The sequence below is a fragment of the Clostridium ganghwense genome, from assembly GCF_026735165.1.
GTDB lineage: Bacteria > Bacillota > Clostridia > Clostridiales > Clostridiaceae > Clostridium_H > Clostridium_H ganghwense.
Genome location: NZ_JAPQES010000005.1, coordinates 45,113 through 63,441, shown reverse-complemented (window position 1 = coordinate 63,441; position 18,329 = coordinate 45,113). Strand labels below are relative to the sequence as shown.

Sequence of the window (18,329 nt, the reverse complement as noted above, 5' to 3'; positions counted from 1 at the left end):
ATACTTAGCGTCTCTTTTTGTCAATTGAATACTAGAAATATATACAGAACATTAATAAAGTTGAAGTTTCAACTAAAATATGATAAAGTGAAAATAGATGAAATTTCAACTATTTTGCAGAGGTGTTATATGGATTATTTAATTTTAAGAGAAATAGGAATGATAGCTAGATGTTTTCAAACAATTAATGATATTGAATTTAGAGAGTTAAGTTTAGAAAAAGGGCAATATCTATTTTTAGTAAGAATATGTGAGAATCCAGGAATAAATCAAGAAAGACTTTCTAATATGTTAAAAGTTGATAAAACTACTACAGCAAAAGCTGTAAAAAAATTAATTTCAAAAGGGTATATTTTAAAAGAACAGAGTAAAGAAGATAAAAGATCCTTTAAACTTTATCCAGATAAAAAAGCAATGGAAATTTATCAATTTTTAAGAACAGAAGAAGATTATTCAACGGAAACTGCATTAAAGGGATTCTGTAATGAAGAAAAAGAGATTGTACATAAGCTTTTAAAAAAAATGAGAGAAAATATAGAAAAAGATTGGCAAGCAGTTAAAAATGGTAAAGATAGAGGCTATTTAGATTAATGAAGGGATGTTGAAAATTTGAATTGGAAAATTAAAAAGTTTAAAGAATTAAGCGGAGAAGAGATGTATGAAATTTTAAAAAGAAGAAATGAAATATTTGTTGTAGAGCAAAAATGCATTTATCAAGATTGTGATAATAAAGATAAAAGTGCTTATCACTTATTTTTAGATAAGAACGGTAAAATAATTGCATATCTAAGAATTTTAGAAAAAGGTGTTTCTTACAATGAAATATCAATAGGAAGAGTTTTAGTTGATAAAGATTACCGTGGGAAAGGGTTAGCAAGACAGATGTTGTTAAAAGTAATAGATTTTATTAAGAATAATTTAGATGAAACAATAATAAGAATTTCAGCACAAGAATATTTAACAAGGTTTTATAAAAGTTTAGGTTTTGAAGAAGTTTCTGATGTGTATTTAGAAGACAATATTCCACATATAGAGATGTTGTATAAAGAATAATTAAATTACACAATTAATTCATTAAAAATAAGGGGGCAAATGATGAAGATAGTAATACTAGATAGAAAAACTTTAGGAAATGATATAGATTTAAAGCTTTTTGAAAAGTTTGGAGAAGTTGAGATTTATGATGTAACTGAAAAAGAAAAGGTTGCTAATAGAATAAAAGATAAAGATATAATAATAACCAATAAAGTAGTTTTAAATGAAGAAAATTTAAAACATGCTTCAAATGTAAAATTAATATGTATTGCCGCAACAGGCACAAATAACGTAGATTTAGAGTATGCAACAGCAAGAAATATAGCAGTTACTAATGTAGCAGGGTACTCTACTAACAGTGTTATTCAGCATACATTTGCAATGGTGCTTTATTTATTAGAACATTTAAATTATTATGATGAATATACAAAAAGTGGAGAGTATTGTAAAAGCGATGTATTTACTCATTTTTCAAAGCCATTTTGGGAGCTTAGTGGCAAAACATGGGGTATAATTGGACTTGGAGAAATTGGAGGAGGAGTTGCAAAAATTGCTGAATCTTTTGGATGCAGCGTTATATATTATTCTACATCGGGAAAAAATAATAGTTCAAATTATAAAAGGAAAGAACTTGATGATCTTTTAATGTCTAGTGATGTTGTTTCTATTCACTGTCCATTAAATGAAAAAACAGAAAATTTAATAACTTTAAATCAACTAAAACGTATGAAAGAATCGGCTATTCTAATAAACGTGGGTAGAGGAAAGATAGTAAATGAAGCAGATTTAGCGAAAGCTTTAGATGAACACATAATTGCAGGCGCAGCCTTAGATGTAATATCAAGGGAACCAATAAATGAGGATAATCCATTATTGAATATAAAAAATAAAGAGAGATTACTTATAACTCCACACATTGCTTGGGCTAGTGTAGAAGCTAGAACTAAACTTGTAAATGAGATAGTATTAAATATTGAAGCTTTTTTAAATGAAGAGAAAAGAAATATTTTAAATATGAGCATCTGACCAAAAGGTTGGATGTTTTTTACTTATCCCACTACCATATGGTAAAATATATGTAAAAAAATATAAGTTTTAGTCGAAATAATATGTAAGCATAAAACACATATTTATTTACTTGGGAGGAAAGAAGATGATGAATCAAAGACAAGAAAGTACAAAAGAGATAATTGATAGACTATCACAAAGTGGTTTGTCTTTTGAAGCACTAAATGTTTTAGAAAAATATTTTATAGGAGATGTAGAGGAGAAAAAATTAAGCGGAGTATTGATGAATGAAGATGTAGACTTCAATGGAGTCTATTCAGATTGGCATGAAATATTTTATAACTATATAAGAAGTGATGAGGAACTTATTGATAAATTTATCAAGGTATTATTTTTAATTTTTAAGGAGAAAGCATTTGATATTTATGTTATGTCATACATAATAGGAGAAGATATAACTGAAATATATACAAAATTCAAAAAATTAAATATACCTTTTTACTATTATATAGTTAATAAAGCTCAGGAAATAGAGAAAGAAAATCCATATTATTATCATGCACGTTTTTTTATAAAGTATTTTAGAAATTTAAAAAATATGTATAAAAAATATAAAGAAGATTATATTAAAGCTTTTAATTATGCAGATGGAAATGTAAAGTTATATTTAGCTATTGAAATTTTAAGAAAAGATTGTAATGAAGTAGAGAATTTAGAAGAATACATAAATGAAGCTTTAAAAAAGTTTGTATTTGAATTCTTTAATTATGATTATAATAATGAAGAAAAAATAAATAATTATTTAAATGGGGAAGAGGAGTGTTTAGAAGAAGTAGTAAATATATTAAGAAATTTACCAAATGCAAGTGCAAATAATTTTGATAGTTTAAAAAAGATTAATATGGTAGTTTATAATTGCTGGAAAATAAGTGAACTTGGAAGAAGGATATTAAAGCTTGTTGCATACTTGGATGTGAAAAATACTGTAGATAATATTTTTGATTTTTCGTGTGCTGTAGAAAATGATTATAGAAGATATAGAAAGAAGATACAAGGTCAGCTAGAAGAATTTCCAAATGAACTCAAAAAATTGGGACTACCAAACAGTTTTTATTTAGTTTGGGTAGCTGATCAATATTTTAATGATGATATTTATGAAAGTGATAGAGAATATTTAAAAAAGGTTATAAACGAATATTTAAATCATGATATAGAAGGTTTTAAAGAAGCAGCAAAATTATCTGATGGAATTGCAAAAGAATATTTGGAACATTATTTATGGAAGTTAAAAAATGATGATGAACTTATAGAAGAAGCAAAGGATAAATGTATAAACAATGTTAAAGAAGTATTAATAGAATGTGATTTTGAAAAAAAGGAAATAGATGATTTTATACTTTATATGGAAGGTGAGAAGGAAATTGAAAAGGTCTTAAAACCTTCTAAATTTAAAAATAATGATAATATTTATGGTTATCATATAAGAAACTACTTGAAGAGAATTGTTTGGTACAGTGATGTAAATGAAATTTTCAATAAGGTTGTAAGATATTTTATACAACTTCAAAATGGAAAATTATTTGACTATTTAATAGATGAATTTATAAATGAGAATGACAGCAACTTCAATAGATTTATGTCTATTGTGGATAGTCTTCAGGTAGGCATTAAAGAAGTACTTCCACTATTATCATATAATGAATTTGAAGGACATCATAGTCAAGAGTGCTATGAATTATCTAGTAAGTGGATAAAAAACAAACCTTATGAAGTATCAAAGTATATACATTTATGTAGAGCAGAGGGAAGAGCAGATTTAATTAAGAGAATTTATGAAAGTAATTTTGTTAAGGAAGATAGAGAAGAATTTAAGAAGATTTTATTGAAGTTTACGGCAGATTCATCAAAAACTGTTAGAGAATGTGTAATGAATATAATAAATGAAGCATTAAGTAATGATGAATGTAAAAAGATATTCATACCTCTTTTGAGTAATAAAAAAGCAGCTGTTAGAGAGGGAGCCGTTAAAGTTCTTGTGCCCATATTAGATGAGGAATGTATAGTTGTTTTAAAGGATCAGCTTGAGAAAGAAACAAGCAGTAAAGTTAAAAATATTATAATTCAAAGCTTAAATATTGAAACAGAGAATAATGAACAAGAAAGTATGTCAGATATAAATGAGTATTGTAAAAAGAACTTAAATAAGAGAAAAAAAGCAAAAATAGAATGGCTTCATCCAAATACACTTCCAGCTTTAATATTAAAAGAAAGTGGACAAGAAGTTAGTGAGGATACTTTACATTATATGCTTATATCCTTTGCAGATAACAAAGAAGTAGAGATAAATTCAGAAGTAAAAAATATGATGAGTTTCTTTACACAATGTAGTTTAGCAGATATAGCACTTGAGAGTTTAGAAAGATGGTGTGCAGTTGGTGCGGAAGCTAAGAAAAAATGGATTCTTTCTTTAGTTGGAATGTTTGGAGATACAAAATGTGTTCAATTCTTAGAAAAACATATTAAGGAATGGCCTAAGAAATCAAGAGGTGCCATAGCTTGCGAAGCTTTAAAAGCACTTGCTATGATAGGCAGCGATGAAACACTGATGATTATTGATAGTATAGCTAGAAAGTTTAAATTTAAACAAGTTAAAAAAGCTGCTTCAGAAGCATTGGATTTTGCAGCAAAAGAACTTGGAATAGATAAGGAAGAGCTATCTGACAGAGTAGTTTAAACTTTAGGTTTTGATGATAATGGACAAAGAATATTTGATTATGGAAATAGAAAATTTATAATAAAAATAAATCCAGAATTGAAACTAGAAGTTTATAATGAGGCTGAAAAGAAGCTTAAGAATTTACCAACTGTAGGAAAGAATGATAATGAGGAAATGGCTACTAAAGCACGCGAAGAGTTTAAAACATTAAAGAAACAGCTTAAGACATTAGTTGATGTTCAAAGTACAAGACTTGAGATGGCACTTTCAGCAAATAGAAAGTGGAGAATTGATAAATGGAAGAAGCTTTTTGTAGAGAATGTTGTAATGCATAGATTTGCTACTAGTCTTATATGGGGTGTTTATGAAGGAAATAAGTTAATTCAAAGCTTTAGATATATTGAGGATGGAACATTTAACACTGTGGATGATGAAGAATTCCAAGTGTCAGACAATACAGAAATAGGATTAGTTCATCCTATAGAACTTAAAGAAGAGGAAATCGAGTCTTGGAAAGAACAACTTGAAGATTATGAAATAAGTCAGCCTATAGAACAATTAGATAGAAAGATATTTGTTTTAGAAGATGAGAAAAGTGTAAATATTGATAAATTTGGTGGTAAAGTTCTGAGTGGAGCATCTCTTTTAAGTAAACTTACTAAAAGGGGATGGTATACAGGCTCTGTTAGAGATGGAGGATGGTATGAGGAATTTTATAAAGAGGATGAAAACTGTGGAATAGGAGCAGAAATTGAGTTCAGTGGTATGGGGGTTTATGACCCATATGAGACAGTAACAGTATTTGTACTTAGATTTTATAAAGCAGGAACAGTTGAAAGAGGAAGTTATATTTATGACACAATTAAAAAAGAAAATTTAATTCTTCCAAAAGACTTACCTGCAAGATTATTTAGTGAGATTATGTATGATGTGTATATTGCCACAATGAGCAGTTCTGAATTTGATGATAAGTGGAGAACAGAAATGAAAAATGTAAGTAATTATGGTGCAGAAATAGTATAAAACATATCTATACTGAATTTTAAATTGAGAATTCAGTATAGGTATAATGTCTTAGAAAGAATTTTATGAAATGATAGCAATAGAAAATTAAAAGCTATCAAAGTGTTCTAAATAGAACATTTTGATAGCTTCTTGTTTATAATGAAATTACTTATAATAAAGTATTTTGATCATTTGTATCATTTGCTGTTGCAGAAATCTCACTGGATACTTCTACATTAGAATTATCTAAGTTATTAATTTCTGTATATGAAGTATTGTTGTTTGTATTGGCAGGTTTCTTTTTAAATATACCTATTATTTTCTTAAAAAGTCCACCTATGCCTAATATGAGTACTATCCATAACTTCTTAAATATAAGTAGTATTTTTGCTAATAATCCTAGCTTTGATGCTGCTGTACCACCTACAATTAGTGCAGCCAAACCAAATTTAGAAACTTTATCTTCACCTTTTACGTAATCTGTATACTTATTACCCTTTTTATAAGAGTAGTTGCTAATTATATTTTGTAAATGAGGTTTAACTTGTTCCATTTTTTCTTTATCTGCAACTAAAGTAACTAAAGTTACTCCTTTTCTACCAAGAATTCTTACATTATAATTTACTATCTTTTCTCCTTGAGAAGTGGCTAAAATAGACCAAACTAAGTTATGTGTTTTAGTATCATAGTGTGGTTTTTCATCCCAACCAATTATATCTAAGGTAGGAGTGCCTTGTGATCTTCTTTTTTTATTATCTTCTTCTGTTCCCTTTTTTATAGATGATAATAATTTATCCGCATCAATTTTTTTGGCATCATTATCATTAACATATCCTATATCGTCAAATTCAAATAAAACATACCAATCTTGTTCTGGATCACTAGAAACAACTATCCCTTGTTCGATTCCACTAATAGAATTGTCCATTTGTTTCATCAAGACTTTAGCATCTTTACCATTAGCGAAAACATATCCATCAGATAAATTTAATTCTGCTAAATTAGTTCCAACATCTACAGTAGTAGGACCTACAATCCAGTTAATATTTATTTCAGAGTTATTATCTGCATATGCAGGCTGAGAGATAAATATAACTGAAAGTAAAACTAGTAATAAATAAGATAATTTCTTATACATAAAGTTACCTCCATTAATATATTAAATATATGAAAAATTTTGCAAAAATAACAATTTGCTTGTACATTTTAGCATAATTATGTATATTGCGTCAATATTTCCTACTAAAATTTTAATTATATTGAATCATTGATTATATATGAGATGATATTTATAAGTATTATATATGTCTTTGGGGTTTGACAAACATATGTTCTGGTGATATTATGTAGAAAAATTACTAAATAATAGGGAAACAAATATTAATTGATGATATACTCAAAAGTATTTCTAATCTTGGAATAAGTGAGCATGTAATTTGTGAAATAAAAAAGCTAGATGAATTAAGATTTTATCCAAGAATTTTAAGATTTTATAAAAATAAGAAAGGTAGTATTATAAGCATATGAAAAACAATTAAAATTACTATGCTTGCTGACCTAAGATATTCTTGGAATTTGATGTATAAAATTAAACATGAGGAGAATCTGTATAATGAATTCTAATAAAAGTATAGAACAGTTAGTACACAGTTTTATGAGCGAAGAATTAGAAAAATGTCATATAATCAAAGATGCTCTAATTGAAGCAGTTGCTTCAAAAGAGATAGCCTCAAAGGTAGTTCTTTTACTAAAAGATTGCCTAATAACTTGTCAATCAGAACAAGAAATTGGAAACAAAGGTTTTTATAAGGAGGTAAGTAATCCTGAACTTGTTGTGATAATTTTAGAAATACTTCATAAGTGTTTTAAAACTGGTGCAGATCTTGCTCCAGTAATTGTACATATAGCACATATTCTTTATATAGATAAAAGAGAAAGTGATAAATCTAAAATTGAATTATATATTCAATTTTGTGCTGCAGCAATTTTAGATTTAGTAATTAGTTCAGAAATTTCTTTCTCACAAGAAGTGATAGGCCTAATCCTTGCAGATGTTTATAGAAGTGACAAGTTAACGGAAGAATACATGTGTGATATTTACTGTAAGCTGGCAGAACAAGGAGTGAATATATCAAGTAAAATTAAATCTCTCCTAACAACATTACACAATGAAGGAACCCTTGTCCTTATGAAAAATTCACTGTTGGCCCTTTGGGCAGCTGTACGAGGTGGGTGTTTTGACACTAAGATACCGAACAGTGACAATACCTACAATTTATGGTTATGGCATTTAGTAACTAAATGTGTATGGAAGTTAAAGCCAAAGTATGAGGAAGTAATTAAATTGGGTGCTGTGGGGTGTCTTATTGAAACAGCAATAAGATATCCTCAAACTAGATTTCTTATTCTAGAATGTATGGAAAAGTGGGGTATACGTGAACCAAAACGTCCTAGAACTGTTTTTAAACGAGATTTAGTTCAGTTATTTTCATACTGTCGAGAAAATCCAGGAATTACATGTTTGCCTAGTAATATACAAATAGGCAAGAGGGGTATTATGTATACATAATAATTTTAATAAATATTTAATTTAATAGAAAGAGAAAAAATACGATTTCAATGAAATTCTTATTAAATACTTTTGACTTGAATGATTATTTTGAAAAACTTAACAAGATAGGTTTTATAAATAAAAGCTCAAGAAATTGTTATGAATTTGAGGTTCTAAAAAAAATTGGACAAGGAAAAATAAAAAGATATTCTTTTAAAAATGGACTAGATGTATCTATGATTAATATGAAATTGAATCAGGAACTAAATTATAATTTTGAATATTTGAGTACTTTTTATGAAGTGCTCTTTTTTTATGACATAATTAAGAATTATATATTGATAAAAAGGGATAAATATGTAATAATTATTATCAATACGAACAAATGTTTGCTAATGTATATTGTAATTGAAAAACATTAACTTAAAATAGTGCGGAGGAAAAAATTGATGTATGATATTTATGAGGTATTAAAGCAGGAGTAGGTGGAGAAAAAAAGATATTAATTATAAAGATGAACTAATTTTAGGAGGAAACAAGATGGCACTAGAAAAGGTTAAAACTAATGAATTTACAGAGATATTAAAGAAATATAATTATGGATATAGAAAAAAAGCTGAGGAAACTGATACAGTAATAGAAGAGATAAAGGCTTATCTTTTAGAAGAAAAGTCCCTAGATGAAGTTTTTGATTTTGTAAGAGATAACTTGAAGGGAGAAAGAATGACTTCTAGTTTAATGGATTATTACTTTTTCCAAGCTGGTAGAGTTGAAAAATTTATAATTAAAATAATAAAGGCATATAAAGAAGATAATTTTCAAAAGAGATTATTTAATCTTTTAATAAAGTTAAATCCCTATAGAACTATAGAGTTAATCACCTATGGCTATGATAGAAGTGGCTGTGATTTAAAATCTATAGAAAATTATGAAAAAATAAGAAGTGATTTAAAGAACAAGTTTAAATTTAATGAAACTCAGATATTGTCTTGGGCTTTAGGATATTCTTATGGACATTATACTTGTGGGCCATTGAGAAAGCAAATTTATGAAAGAGTAATAGAAGAAGTTAATGAGAAAAAGAATTTATTAAAAGAAGCTGTAGAATATATAGAAACCGGGTATAGAATAAGTCTCTATGGAATATGCTATGAGATCACAAAGGATGAGTATTTTAATGATAAGGTAAGAGAGTATTTTTACAATGAATTTAATACCTTTCTAGATAAAAACTTCAAATATGAAAATGAGGAAGCAAAAGTTCTTATAAAAAAATATACTAAGGGAGAAGTACATTTTGAAGAAATTAAGCCTTTATTAAAAGAGGAATATAGAATAGAGCATAGTCTTAGAATAGATGGTGAACTCATATATTTCTGGGCTTTGGAAGAAGAAGAGAGAAAGAAATACTTTAACATATTCTTTGAATTGGATAATGTAGGAATTATAAATAGCATATGGTCTCATCTTAAGAGAAGTAGAAAGAAAAGTGAAAAGAAAACCATGGAAAATTTTTTAGAAGAAGTTGTTGAAGCAGGTATAGAAATATCTAAAATTGTAGAGTTTTTAGGTATTGGTGCAGTTGAGTATTGTACAGAATATTATAATTCGAATGTAGATGAATATAAAACAGGTATAAGATATCTAACTAAGAATGAATACAATGTTTTAGAATATATTAAAGACTTTTCAGCAGATAGTAAGTTATTTATTATTAATTCCCTATTTGAAAGTAAGAAATACAAAGAAGAACATATAAAAATAGCATTAGAATATTTAAAGGATAAGTCAAAAAAAATAAGAGAGGCTTTGGTACGTCATTTATCTAAATTAGAACTTTCACAAATTGTATATTTTATAGAAGATTTTAAAAAGCTTTTAGAAAATAAAAAAGCAGATGTAAGACTTGCTGTCACTGAAATTTTAGTTAATTATAAGGAAGAAAAGTTAGTACAAGATGTATTACAAAACTTATTTAAAAAAGAAACTGATCCTAAGATAAGAAGTCTTTTAATAGAAACTTTAAACATAGAGGTTAGAACACTTTATTTAGATGAAGAAGGAAAATTTGATTTATTAGCCTATATAAAGGGCTTGTCTAAAAACTTAAAGAAAAAGAAATTATCACTTCCATATAAAGAATTTACACAAATAAGATATAAACATAATGAAAAGGTTATGGGAGATGAAATAATAGAATATTTCTTGCTATCTTATATGACAAGTGATGAATTAAAAATAAATAATGATGCATTACTTATTAGTGAGTACATGAATGAAGAGGATTTAAATGGATTTTCAAATAATGTATTAGATTACTTTATAAGCAATGGATTTAATAATAAAGAAAAGTGGATGATATTACTGGCTTCCATTCATGGAGATTATAACATAATTAAAAAATTAAACACACTTATAACAGAGCTTGCATCAAAATCTAAGCAAAAAATAGCTTCTTATATAGTAAAAGCTCTAGCTTTAAATGGAAGTGGAGAAGCTTTAATATTAGTAGATTCTATAGGTAGAAAGTTTAAATATAAAAGTGTAAAAGATAGTGCAAAAGAAGCCTTTAAACTTGTGGCAAGTGAATTAGGCTATTCTTTAGGAGAGCTTCAGGATAAAATAGTACCGGATTTAGGATTTAAAAATATAAGCTGCAAAGAATATGATTATGGCAGCAGAAAATTCAAGGTTTATTTAAATGATAATTTAGCATTAGAGATAGAAAAGGACGATGGAAAGATACTTAAGAATCTTCCTAAAGGTACTAAAGATGACAATGAAGAAATGGTAAAGAAAGCAAAAGATAACCTTAAGATTTTGAAGAAGGAATTAAAGGATATAGTAAAGGCTCAAATCGAAAGAATGGAAGCTTCTTTAAGTGATTTTAGAATTTGGAATGTAGAGTCTTGGAGAGAATTATTTATGAAAAATCCTATAATGCATAGATTAGGAAAAAGGATAATTTGGGGATTATATGAAGATGGTGAATTAAAGACTTCATTTATTTATGATGATGATTTTTATAATGTAAATGACGATGTTATAGAATTAGATGAAAAATACAAAATATCAATAGTTCACCCACTAGAATTAAGTGAAGAGGAAAAGGCCTCATGGAAGGAAATATTTGAAGATAATGAAATAGAAGAATTTTTTCCGCAAATAAATAGAAATGTATTTATTTGTGAAGATGAAAATATAAAATTTATAGAAGACTTTAAAAACACCAAGGTAAACGATGCCACATTAGTCAATAGAATAATGAAAAAAGGTTGGTATAGAGGTTCTGTAACGGATGGTGGTGGATACCATGAGTTTTATAAAGAAAATGAGGAATTAAACATAGGGGTTGAAGTTACACTTGATGAATATATAAATACTTATGATTTAGGGTATGAAGAAGTAGCGATAAAAACAGTGGAGTTCTATAAGGCTGGAACCATTGAAAGAGGTTCTTATGAATATGATGAAATAGATAGCAATAGAAGAATACTTCCTATAAATGTACCAGAGAGATATTATAGTGAAATGATTTATGATATTTATGAGATTTTAAGTAAATAAAAGGATAATAGGAAGAGTGAAAGAGAGGAATAGTAATGAACGCAAAGATAATTAAACCTCCTGCAGAGGAACTATATAAGAAGGAATTACTAGCACTTGAAAAACATGATAAAGGACCTAAGCCTTTAAATTGGAGATTGTCTCCAAAGGCTGTGAGAACATTTATTTTAGGAAGTGATGAGCCTTTAGAAATAGAGGGAGAAGAGATTTATATAAAGAAAAAGTTTTATGGTGATGATGCTCTTATTGAAAGATGTATAGTAACTTTAGCTGGAAACAGAGGATTGATGCTTGTAGGTGAGCCTGGAACAGCAAAAACTATGCTCAGCGAGCTTTTAACTGCAGCTATTTGCGGGATAAGCACTAATACAATTCAAGGAACAGCAGGTACTACAGAGGATATGATTAAGTATTCTTGGAACTATGCTATGCTTTTAGCAAAAGGACCTAGCAAAGAAGCTTTAGTTCCATCACCTTTATACACAGGAATGGAAAATGGAATTATAACAAGACTCGAAGAAATTACTCGTTGTCCTTCAGAAGTTCAAGACAGTTTAATAAGTATGTTAAGTGATAAAGTTTTGAATATTCCAGAGCTTGGTAAAGATGGAGTTGTTTTTGCTTCACCAGGATTTAATGTTATAGCTACAGCTAATATCAGAGATAAAGGTGTAAACGAAATGAGTAGTGCATTAAAAAGAAGATTTAATTTTGAAACGGTTTTTCCAATAAAGGATTTATCTTTAGAGGTTGAAATAATTGAAAATGAATCTAGAAAACTTTTAAAACAAGCAGATATTGATATGGAAATAGATAGAGATGCCGTGAAAATTTTAGCATCTACATTCCATGAACTTAGAGAAGGAATTACAGTGGAAGGACATAGATTAGATAAGCCTGAAGCAGTTATGAGTACAGCAGAGGCTGTTTCTGTTTATTTCCAGAGTGCTATGAGTGCCTATTATTATGATGGTGGAGATATAAGTATGGATAGAGTAGTTCAAAACATACTTGGTGCTGTTATAAAAGAAAGTAGAGAGGATTTAAATAAACTAAAGAATTACTTTACTATTGTAGCAAAACAAAGAAGTACAAAGGAGGGAGGGCTATGGACAAACTATTATTCAGCAAAGAAATGGATAAAATAAATGAATTGTGTAAAAAGACCTTTAATCTACAGGAAAATATAGTTTATTTTCCTGTAAGACATCATAGTCCTGCTTGTTCATTTCATTTAAAAAAGGTTATAGATGAGTATAACCCAGAAATTATATTAATTGAAGGACCAAGTAATGCAAATGATTTAATATCATCACTTGTACATGAAGAAAGTAAAACTCCTTTGAGTATTTATTATACATATTCAGATAGTAAAGAATTATTAGGAGAAAAAGATGATAAATATATGTGTTATTATCCTTTCTTAGATTATTCTCCAGAATTTGTAGCTATTAAAACTGCTAGTGAAAAAGGTATTCCTGCGAAGTTTATAGATCTTCCTTATGAGCAGATTTTAATTAATAGCAGACAAGGAGAAGGTATTAGAGAAAAATTTAAAAAGAAAAATTATAATGATGATTATTTGTTTGCTAGAAGTAAATTTATAAAGAAGTTATGTAAAAAGCAAAATTGCAGAAGTTTTAATGAGTTATGGGAAAAATTATATGAAATAGATGGTATAAATATTAGTAAAGAGGCATTTGTAAAAAATCTTTTAGCATATTGTTATCTTTCAAGAGTGGATTATACAGAGGAAATGCTTGAACAAGAGGGATGCATTGCAAGAGAAAAATATATGAATATGCAAATAGAAAAACATTCTCAAAAATATAGTAGGATTTTAGTTGTTACAGGTGGATTTCATACTTTTGGATTAGTGCAGCTTAAAGGAATGGATACAAAGCTTAGACTTAAAAGAATAAAGAAAGAGGATACAGGAGCTTATGCAATGGCGTATTCTTTTGAAGAATGTGATCAATTGAATGGATATGCAAGTGGAATGCCGTATATAGCTTTTTATAGTGAAATTTGGAATAATATTTATGATAAGAAAAAAAATCCTTATGAAGATACTGTTGTGCATTTTATAGCCAAGTGTGGAAGAGAGCTTAGAAAAAAAGGTGAAGGAATATCTACTGCTGATTCAATTGAAGCATTAAATATGGCAAGAGGACTTGCTGCATTAAGAGATAAAGTAGAGTGTGGTGCCTATGAATTGTTGGATGGTGTTAGAAGTTCATTTATAAAGGGAGAAATGAATATTTCTAATAATGCATCTTTAGATACTTTAAATAAACTTATGACTGGAGATAAAGTTGGAATTTTAAGTGATGTTGCTAATATGCCTCCTATAGTTTTGGATTTTAGAGATAAGTGTAAAAGTCTTAAAATAAATTTAAATACAACAGTAAAACAGCAAAAGATTTTAAATATTTATAAAATCAAGTCTCATAGAGAAATAAGCAGAATTTTTCATATGATGAGATTTTTAGAAACAGAGTTTTGTGTAAGAACTAAGGGGCCTGATTTTGCCGCATCAAAAAATACAAATTTAATAAGAGAAATTTGGGAATATAGATGGAATCCTAATGTGGAAACAAAGTTAATAGAGTATTCTGTTTATGGAGGAAGTTTAAAAGAGGCTGTGCGTGAGATTATAGCAAAAAGAATGAAGGATATAGGAGCTCATAGTGAACAAGCAGCAGAATTAATGATTAATGCGGCAGTTATGGGATTAGAAGAACTTGTAGATAAGCTATTATTACAGATGGAAATAATAATTCAAAAGGATGGAGAATTCTATTCTCTTTCAGAAGCTTGCAGCAAATTATATTTTCTTTATAGAGAAAAATATTTAATGGATATATCAAATACAGAGAAGATTGAGATTCTTTTGAAAAAGTGCTATGAGAAATCAGCTTCTTTAATTTCAGGATTATACAATATACCTAAAGATGATGAAAATGACATAATTCAAAAATTAAAAGAACTTTATAATATTTCTATGGATAATAGTTTAGATTTAAATGATGAAATATACAGTGAGCAGCTTAAACTTTTAATAAGTAGAAAAGAGTGCAATACTGCATTAGAAGGAGCTGCTGTAGGTATTTTAATAGGAGTAAATGAGTTAGAGATTGAAGAGGGAATAAAAAGAGCTAAATCATATCTGTATGCTTCAGGAGAAGAATTATTTAAAGCTGCAGCATATTTAAAAGGATTATTTAGTACTTCAAGAGATTTAATAATGTGCAGTAGTGGATTAATAGATGGAATAGATCATATGCTGAAAGAAATTGATTATGAAGAATTCTTAAAAATAATACCAGAAATGCGTATGGCATTTAGCTTTTTTATTCCTAGTGAAATTAATGAAATAGGTAATAAAGTAGGGCAGTTATATGATAAAGATTTATATGAAATTTTAGAAAAAAAACCTGTAAGTGAAGAAGATATAATTCTTGCTAGGGACTTAGATAAATTTGCAGTAGAGCAGCTTAAAGAATGGGGGATTATTAATAGCTGAGAGTGGGATGTTGAAGGGAAGTGAAGTTTTGGAGAGGGATTTGGAGACTTTAAATCGTTGGAGGCTTGTACTAGGAAAGTTTTCAGAGGATAGTTTTGGTTTTGGTGAAGGTGGATTTAAGTATACAGAAGTTGATGATGTTTTAGATTTCTTGTATGGAAGAGAGTACGGAGAAGAACAGGGAGTTAGAACTGATAGAGGAAAAAATAGAGCAGCAGGAAATGGAAATTCTATTTTAACTGTTCCAAGATGGATTACTAAGATAAGAGAGTTGTTTCCGAGGCAAACTATAGAGATATTAGAAAAGCATGCCCTTGATAAGTATGGTTTGGTTGAGCTTTTAAATGATAAAGAGGTACTTTCAAAATTAGAGCCTAATGTTGATCTTTTGAAAAGTATTATTCAAATGAAACATATGATGAAGGGTGAAGTACTGGAGACAGCAAAGAGTATAGTAAAAAAGGTTGCAAAAGAAATAGAAAAGCAGCTTGAGAGTGATATAAAAACTAGTATAATGGGTAAAATAGACAAAAATAATAGAGGACATATTAAATCAATTAGAAATATAGATTTTAAGAGAACTATTAATAAAAATTTAAAAAACTTTGATATTGAAAGAAATCAGTTGATAGTAGATCAGGTTTACTTTAATAGAAGGGTTAAATCATATAATAAATGGAATGTTATAATAGCTGTGGATGAGAGTGGAAGTATGCTAGATTCTATTATACATAGTGCTGTTATGGCAGGGATTTTTGCTAAGCTGCCCATGCTTAAAACCAACTTAATTATATTTGATACTCAGGTTGTTGATTTGTCAGATCATATAGATGATCCAGTTACAACTCTTATGAGTGTTCAACTTGGAGGTGGAACATATATAGCAAAGGCACTTCAATACTGTGAAAGTTTGATTCAAAATCCTTATAGAACTATGGTTGTAATGGTTACGGATTTATATGAATGTGGAGATATTAGAAATATGTATAGAAGGGCAAAGAATATTATTGATACAGGTGCTAAACTAATAATATTAACTGCATTAGATTCACAGTCAGTACCATCATATGATAAAAATGCAGCAAAAACTCTTAGAAATATGGGGGCAGAGGTTGCAGCATTAACACCGGAGGGATTATCTAAATGGATAGCAAGTGTAATTTCATAGAAAGGTTTAAGAATTTTATAATTTCTTGTGATGAACTTTATCTTATTGATGCTGCTAATAAGGGGCTTTATAAGAGAGCACTAAAGGAAATAGATAAGGGTGCTCAAGTAGAAGTTCAGTTTAAAGATGATAAAGTGATTTGTAAACTGTCAGATGGAACTATATGTGACCTTAAAGATGATATGGTAAATTATAAATGTAGTTGTCCATCTAGAACTGTATGCAAGCATATATTGATAAGTATACTTTATATTAAGAAGAATATTAATATTATGTTTGAAAAACAGGATTTGGTACAAAAATATAGTAATACAGCTAAAAATATAGACAAGCAGTTTAAGTCAGAGAATATTGAAGAGGGATTTAGAGAAGAAAATAATAAAGTTAGAGACTTTTCTTGGGTTATAGATTACAATATTGAAGATATTAAGAAAAAGATTTCTAATAAAGCATTTAAAGATATTGTATTTAGATTGAATTTTGGAATAGAGGTTGAAGTAAAAGAAGAGAATTTTTTAGTAGTTGAATTTAAAGATTTAGGAATTAGGGTTCGCTTTACAGAAAATCCATCTATAGATAAAACTATTTGCACATGTAAAGAAAAAGGTTTTTGTATACATAGAGCAGAAGCAATAATTTATTATAAATTATATAAAAAGACTTTAGATATAAATGCTCTTAATGAAGCTATAGATATAAAAATTTCAAAGGAAGCTTTGAATGAAGTAAAGAATTTGATTGAAGAAATTACTATATTGGGTTTAGCTAAACTTCCTAAAAGTATAGTTGATAGAATTGAAACTACAGCAGTAGTTTGTCATAGTTGTGATTTGCCAAGACTTGAAAAGCTTTTAAGAAGTTTAAGTAATCAGCTTATAATGTATTTTAATAAAAATGCTGCATTTTCTAGACAAACAGTTAGAAGGTTAATTACTCAAATATATATAATTGCACAGGCAATCGAAAAAACTTCTTCTAAAATATTGTGTCAAAACTTAATTGGTGAACATAAGACAGCATATACAGAAATAAATCCTATTGAACTTGTAGGTATGGGAGCAGGTGCGTGGAAATCAGCTTCGGGATATGAAGGGATAACATATTATTTTTTTAATGAAAAAAGAAAGCTTTGGATGACATATACATCAATGAAACCTAATTATTATGAAGGAATGAGTATAAATATAAACGGTATGTATAAAGGAAGATGTCCTTGGAATATAGAAGCTTCAATGGAAAATATATCAAAGGTTAAATGTAAGCTATATAATTGCAAATTAAATAAGAACTTTAGAATCTCATCTTCTGAGGAGATAAGGGGAGACATTATATGCAAAACAGATATAAGTTCAGTAGATTTTGGAGATAAGTTATATGATAATTGGCGGTTGTTAATTGAAAATAATAAAGAGAATTTTAAATATAAGCTTACTGAAGAAAATGAGAATTTTAATATAGTATTACTTAAAATAGATTCATGGGATAAAAGCAGTTTTGATAATGTAAATCAAGTATTTAAATTGCCTATTTATGATATAGAGAATAATGAAATTAATATTGTTTTAAGATTTAATAAAGATACTAAATATTTAATTAGAGGATTGGAAAGAGTTGGAAAAGAAGGCGAACTTGGAGATTTGATTTTAGGCAAGATTTATAGAGTTGAAGGAGAATATGTTATTAATCCTATTACTATATACTATGAAGATGGAAACATAGTTAATTTAACTTTGGATTAATATGTATACTATAA

13 protein-coding genes are annotated in these 18,329 nt (G+C 28.0%); 12 read left to right on the top strand and 1 reads right to left on the bottom strand.

Annotated features, from left to right (window positions below):
- Positions 1-129 precede the first annotated feature (129 nt).
- The 5 genes from OXH55_RS13725 (at position 130) to OXH55_RS13705 (ending at position 5,782) form a co-directional block, all read left to right on the top strand.
- Positions 130-591 (top strand): MarR family winged helix-turn-helix transcriptional regulator, encoded by a 462-nt coding sequence (locus OXH55_RS13725; RefSeq protein ID WP_268050849.1) that lies wholly within the window; start codon positions 130-132, stop codon positions 589-591.
- An 18-nt stretch (positions 592-609) separates the two neighbouring features.
- Positions 610-1,053 (top strand): GNAT family N-acetyltransferase, encoded by a 444-nt coding sequence (locus tag OXH55_RS13720; protein WP_268050569.1) that lies wholly within the window; start codon positions 610-612, stop codon positions 1,051-1,053.
- Positions 1,054-1,092: 39 nt separating this feature from the next.
- Positions 1,093-2,061 (top strand): D-2-hydroxyacid dehydrogenase, encoded by a 969-nt coding sequence (locus OXH55_RS13715; RefSeq protein WP_268050568.1) that lies wholly within the window; start codon positions 1,093-1,095, stop codon positions 2,059-2,061.
- Positions 2,062-2,188: 127 nt separating this feature from the next.
- A complete protein-coding gene (locus tag OXH55_RS13710) occupies positions 2,189-4,777 on the top strand; it encodes a hypothetical protein (protein ID WP_268050567.1) in 2,589 nt (862 codons plus the stop codon).
- A gap of 78 nt (positions 4,778-4,855) precedes the next feature.
- Entirely contained in the window at positions 4,856-5,782 is a 927-nt protein-coding gene (locus tag OXH55_RS13705) for a DUF4132 domain-containing protein (protein ID WP_268050565.1), read from the top strand.
- Between the two features lie 151 nt (positions 5,783-5,933).
- On the opposite strand, the gene OXH55_RS13700 is transcribed toward OXH55_RS13705, so the two are convergent.
- Complete coding sequence (locus OXH55_RS13700) at positions 5,934-6,902, bottom strand: DUF2167 domain-containing protein (RefSeq protein WP_268050564.1); 969 nt, start codon at positions 6,900-6,902, stop codon at positions 5,934-5,936.
- 474 nt (positions 6,903-7,376) lie between these two features.
- Here OXH55_RS13700 and OXH55_RS13695 point away from each other — a divergent pair, with 474 nt between their 5' ends.
- From OXH55_RS13695 to OXH55_RS13665, 7 genes are all read left to right on the top strand, one after another.
- The gene (locus OXH55_RS13695; protein ID WP_268050563.1) at positions 7,377-8,333 is read left to right on the top strand and encodes a hypothetical protein; all 957 of its coding nucleotides are present in this window, start codon (positions 7,377-7,379) and stop codon (positions 8,331-8,333) included.
- Between the two features lie 50 nt (positions 8,334-8,383).
- Positions 8,384-8,737, top strand: coding sequence for a hypothetical protein (locus OXH55_RS13690; RefSeq protein ID WP_268050562.1), 354 nt, complete (start codon positions 8,384-8,386; stop codon positions 8,735-8,737).
- A gap of 118 nt (positions 8,738-8,855) precedes the next feature.
- Positions 8,856-11,882 (top strand): DUF4132 domain-containing protein, encoded by a 3,027-nt coding sequence (locus OXH55_RS13685; protein ID WP_268050561.1) that lies wholly within the window; start codon positions 8,856-8,858, stop codon positions 11,880-11,882.
- Between the two features lie 35 nt (positions 11,883-11,917).
- A complete protein-coding gene (locus tag OXH55_RS13680) occupies positions 11,918-13,030 on the top strand; it encodes an ATP-binding protein (protein WP_268050559.1) in 1,113 nt (370 codons plus the stop codon).
- The gene (locus OXH55_RS13675; RefSeq protein WP_268050558.1) at positions 12,991-15,408 is read left to right on the top strand and encodes a DUF5682 family protein; all 2,418 of its coding nucleotides are present in this window, start codon (positions 12,991-12,993) and stop codon (positions 15,406-15,408) included. The genes OXH55_RS13680 and OXH55_RS13675 overlap by 40 nt, the downstream gene beginning before the upstream one ends.
- Positions 15,409-15,448: 40 nt before the next feature.
- The gene (locus tag OXH55_RS13670; RefSeq protein WP_336296781.1) at positions 15,449-16,576 is read left to right on the top strand and encodes a VWA domain-containing protein; all 1,128 of its coding nucleotides are present in this window, start codon (positions 15,449-15,451) and stop codon (positions 16,574-16,576) included.
- Entirely contained in the window at positions 16,552-18,315 is a 1,764-nt protein-coding gene (locus OXH55_RS13665; protein ID WP_268050556.1) for an SWIM zinc finger family protein, read from the top strand. Before OXH55_RS13670 ends, OXH55_RS13665 begins: the two co-directional genes overlap by 25 nt.
- Positions 18,316-18,329 lie beyond the last annotated feature (14 nt).